Source organism: Sphingobium sp. PNB (assembly GCF_019873065.1).
Taxonomy (GTDB): domain Bacteria; phylum Pseudomonadota; class Alphaproteobacteria; order Sphingomonadales; family Sphingomonadaceae; genus Sphingobium; species Sphingobium fuliginis.
In genome coordinates this window covers 1-3,295 of the sequence record NZ_JAINEZ010000180.1, presented here as the reverse complement: position 1 = coordinate 3,295, position 3,295 = coordinate 1, and the positions used below count along the sequence as shown (strand labels likewise).

The 3,295-nt window shown below is 64.4% G+C and carries 4 protein-coding genes; all 4 read right to left on the bottom strand.

From position 1 onward, the window contains the following. Window positions 1-43 precede the first annotated feature (43 nt). Complete coding sequence (locus tag K7W03_RS26990) at window positions 44-301, bottom strand: hypothetical protein (protein ID WP_226870557.1); 258 nt, start codon at window positions 299-301, stop codon at window positions 44-46. A gap of 137 nt (window positions 302-438) precedes the next feature. Next, window positions 439-1,122, bottom strand: coding sequence for a DUF1013 domain-containing protein (locus tag K7W03_RS26985; RefSeq protein ID WP_025548854.1), 684 nt, complete (start codon window positions 1,120-1,122; stop codon window positions 439-441). A 126-nt stretch (window positions 1,123-1,248) separates the two neighbouring features. Next, entirely contained in the window at window positions 1,249-2,277 is a 1,029-nt protein-coding gene (locus K7W03_RS26980) for a glycosyltransferase family 4 protein (RefSeq protein ID WP_222888022.1), read from the bottom strand. Between the two features lie 14 nt (window positions 2,278-2,291). Next, window positions 2,292-3,155: a UDP-2,3-diacylglucosamine diphosphatase gene (locus K7W03_RS26975; RefSeq protein ID WP_222888020.1), complete on the bottom strand. Its 864-nt coding sequence runs from the start codon at window positions 3,153-3,155 to the stop codon at window positions 2,292-2,294. Window positions 3,156-3,295: the final 140 nt, after the last annotated feature.

Sequence of the window (3,295 nt, the reverse complement as noted above, 5' to 3'; positions counted from 1 at the left end):
CATGCTGAAAGGCCGGATACGTTTTCGCAGACTGACCAGATCATCAGACACAAACCGCTTGCCGACGGGGCGAGCCATACGTTTCTATGCCCATGTCCTGCAATCCCCTGGCGACCCGCCGGATGCTGTGGAGCATTTCGCCATAGCTCGTCTTGCGGCCCATGAAGTCGATCATCACCGCTTGCGGATTGGCCGCGGCGCTGTTCGCCACCATCTCCACCATCGACAGGGGCGGGAATGTCTGCTCCCAGGCAGAGGGATGATTATAGCGGGTTTGCCAGATTTTTTCGCTGCTCTCCATTTGTACAGGTGTAAGTTACGCCTTCCCTTTACGCAAGCGTAAAGCACGGCAAAAGGGCCGCGGCCCTTGGCAAGGCGCGGCCCTTTTCCCGGTCTCTGCCGTCGTCGCTCCGCACGGGGCGGATTGACGTTACGGCATCAGACGTGACCCTTGTTGTCGCTGAACGGATCGAGGATTTTCGCGGCGCCCGAAATCAGGTCGGACTCGCTCTTCAGCGCTTCTTCCGCGCGGCGGGTGGCGTCCTCGCGCTCCCGGCGCAGCTCGTTGATCAGCGCCTCGCGATCGCCGTCCAGACGCGAATCGGTGGGGGCCTCGATGCCCGCCTTCTTCGCCGCCTTCGTCACCAGCGCGTCCAGTTCCCGCTGCGAGCAGAGGCCCAGCGTCACCGGGTCCTTCGGCACGATGTTGGAGATGTTCCAGTGCGTGCGGTCGCGGATCGCGGCGATGGTGGTGCGCGTGGTGCCGATCAGCTTGCCGATGGCGCCGTCCGAAATTTCCGGATGGTTGCGCAGGATCCAGGCGATGCCGTCGGGCTTGTCCTGACGCTTGCTGACCGGCGTATAACGCGGTCCCTTGGTGCGGCGGACCGGCTCGGGGCCCTTCAGCATCTTCAGCCGATAGTCCGGATTGGCCTCGCCCTTGTGGATTTCCTCCATCGTGATTTCATGGGCGCGCACCGGATCGCGGCCGGTATATTTGGTGCCGGCGGTATCGTCGGCAATCGCCTGTACTTCCAGGATATGCAGCCCGCAAAACTCCGCAATCTGGTCGAAGCTCAGCGCGGTATTGTCGACCAGCCAACTGGCTGTCGCATGGGGCATGAGAGGCTGGGACACGGGAATTCTCCGGCATAGAAACGGCGCTTAAAAACGACAAGGGCCGCCCAAGCAGGGCGGCCACGCCCGACCCGAGATAGTGCATCCGGCCGCGCCGGGCAAGGAAAAGCGTCAGGCCGCGCTGTCGAGCGCCTGGGGATCGATATTGTGCAGGCCGGTGAGGAATTCCCGCGCGCTGCGTTCCCAACTGAAGCTCTTGCCATAGGCGGCGCATGCCTGACGGTCGCAGAGGAGCGCTGCGGCGATGGCGTCCTCCAGCCGGTCCGACAAGGCGCCGCTTTCCGGGGTGACGATGTCGACCGGGCCGGTGACGGGATAGGCCGCCACCGGCGTGCCGCAGGCCAGCGCCTCTATCATGACCAGGCCGAAGGTGTCGGTGCGGCTGGGAAAGACGAAGACGTCGGCGCCGGCATAGGCGCCGGCCAGTTCCGCCCCGAACATGGGGCCCAGGAAATGCGCCTGCGGATAGGTTCTTTCCAGCATGGCGCGGGCGGGACCGTCCCCGACGACGACCTTCGTTCCCGGATGGCCGCTGGCCAGGAAGGCTTCCAGATTCTTCTCGACCGCGACACGGCCGACATAGAGCTGGATCGGACGCGGGAGAGCGGCAAAGAGGATGGGCGGCGTCGCCATGGGCGTGAACGCGGCCAGGTCCACCCCCCTGCCCCACGCACGCACCTGCGCCAGCCCATGGGCGCGCAATTGCCGCCGCACGGACCGGGTCGACACCAGCACCGCCTCCGCCGGTCCATGGAACCAGCGGATATAGCGCCAGAACCACGCCGCGGGCAGCCCGGTGCGCTGCGCCACATAATCCGGAAAATGCGTATGATAGGCAGTGGTGAAGCGGATGCCGCTGCGCAGGCACCAGCGCCGTGCGGCCAGGCAAAGCGGCCCTTCCGTCGCCAGATGGATCGCGTCGGGACGGAAAGCCGCGATCATCTGCCCCACCACGCTCGAACGGGTGAAGGCCAGCCGGATTTCCGGATAGGTCGGACAGGGGATGGAGCCGAAGAGATCGGGCGAGACCAGCTTCACCTCATGCCCCATCTTCTCCAGTTCCGCCTGCATGGTCTGGAGCGTGCGGACGACGCCGTTCACCTGCGGGCTCCAGGCGTCGGTGACTATGGCGACACGCATCGTTCGCACTCCCGTCAGGCCGCGATCCGGGAAGGTTCTTCGGCGGCGCGCCCGGCGATCTCGTCGGCCCAGTGCAGCACCTCCATGCGCCCGTCGAAATGCTCGACCAGCGCCGTGCATCCCTCCACCCAATCGCCGTCATTATAATATTCGACGCCCGCGATCTCGCGGATTTCCGCATTGTGGATATGCCCGCAAACGACCCCGTCGACGCCGCGGGAACCGGCCTCATGCGCCACCACCTCCTCGAAGCGGGAGATGAACTCGACGGCGTTCTTGACCTTGTGCTTCGCCATCTTGCTGAGCGACCAATAGGGCAGCCCCATGCGTTGCCGCACCGCGTTAACCGCGACATTGACGCGCATCAGCATGGTATAGGCGGCGTCGCCCACAAAGGCCAGCCAGCGGTGCGCGAGCATGATCGTGTCGAACTCGTCGCCGTGCAGCACCAGCAGCTTGCGGCCGTCGGCGGTCTCATGGATCGCCTTGCGCCGAATCTCGACGCCGCCGAAGCTGAGGCCGGTGAACTGGCGGAACATCTCGTCATGATTGCCGGGGATGTAGACGACGCGGGTGCCGCGCTTGGCCCGCTTCATCACCCGCCAGACCACATCATTATGCGCGGCGGGCCAATAGAAGCGCTTCTTCAGCCGCCAGCCGTCGATGATGTCGCCCACCAGATACATGGTGTCGCTGTCGACGCTGTCGAGGAAGTCGATCAGCATGCTCGCATTGCAGCCGCGCGTGCCGAGGTGAATGTCCGAAATCCAGATCGTGCGATAGCGGCGACGCTTCCCTTCCCGTTCGGGAATGGCGAACTTGTCGTCGGCGCCATCGTCCAACTCCGCCAGGAAAGGCAGGCGAGTGATGGCGTTCATGATGCGACCCCTGAGCTGTTTCCCTCAGGAGCGAATCCATAGCCGCCCTATGTTACAACTCCGCAGCGAATATGACGGAAATGCTACGGTCTTGGCCAGGAGCGGACGTCAATGCTTCCCCTCCCCTTCAGGGGAGGGGA

Bases quoted from the DNA above. Each gene is read 5' to 3' on its own strand.
- K7W03_RS26985 (WP_025548854.1), bottom strand. From the start codon at position 1,122: ATGCCCCATGCGACAGCCAGTTGGCTGGTCGACAATACCGCGCTGAGC.
- K7W03_RS26990 (WP_226870557.1), bottom strand. From the start codon at position 301: ATGGAGAGCAGCGAAAAAATCTGGCAAACCCGCTATAATCATCCCTCT.
- K7W03_RS26980 (WP_222888022.1), bottom strand. From the start codon at position 2,277: ATGCGTGTCGCCATAGTCACCGACGCCTGGAGCCCGCAGGTGAACGGC.
- K7W03_RS26975 (WP_222888020.1), bottom strand. From the start codon at position 3,155: ATGAACGCCATCACTCGCCTGCCTTTCCTGGCGGAGTTGGACGATGGC.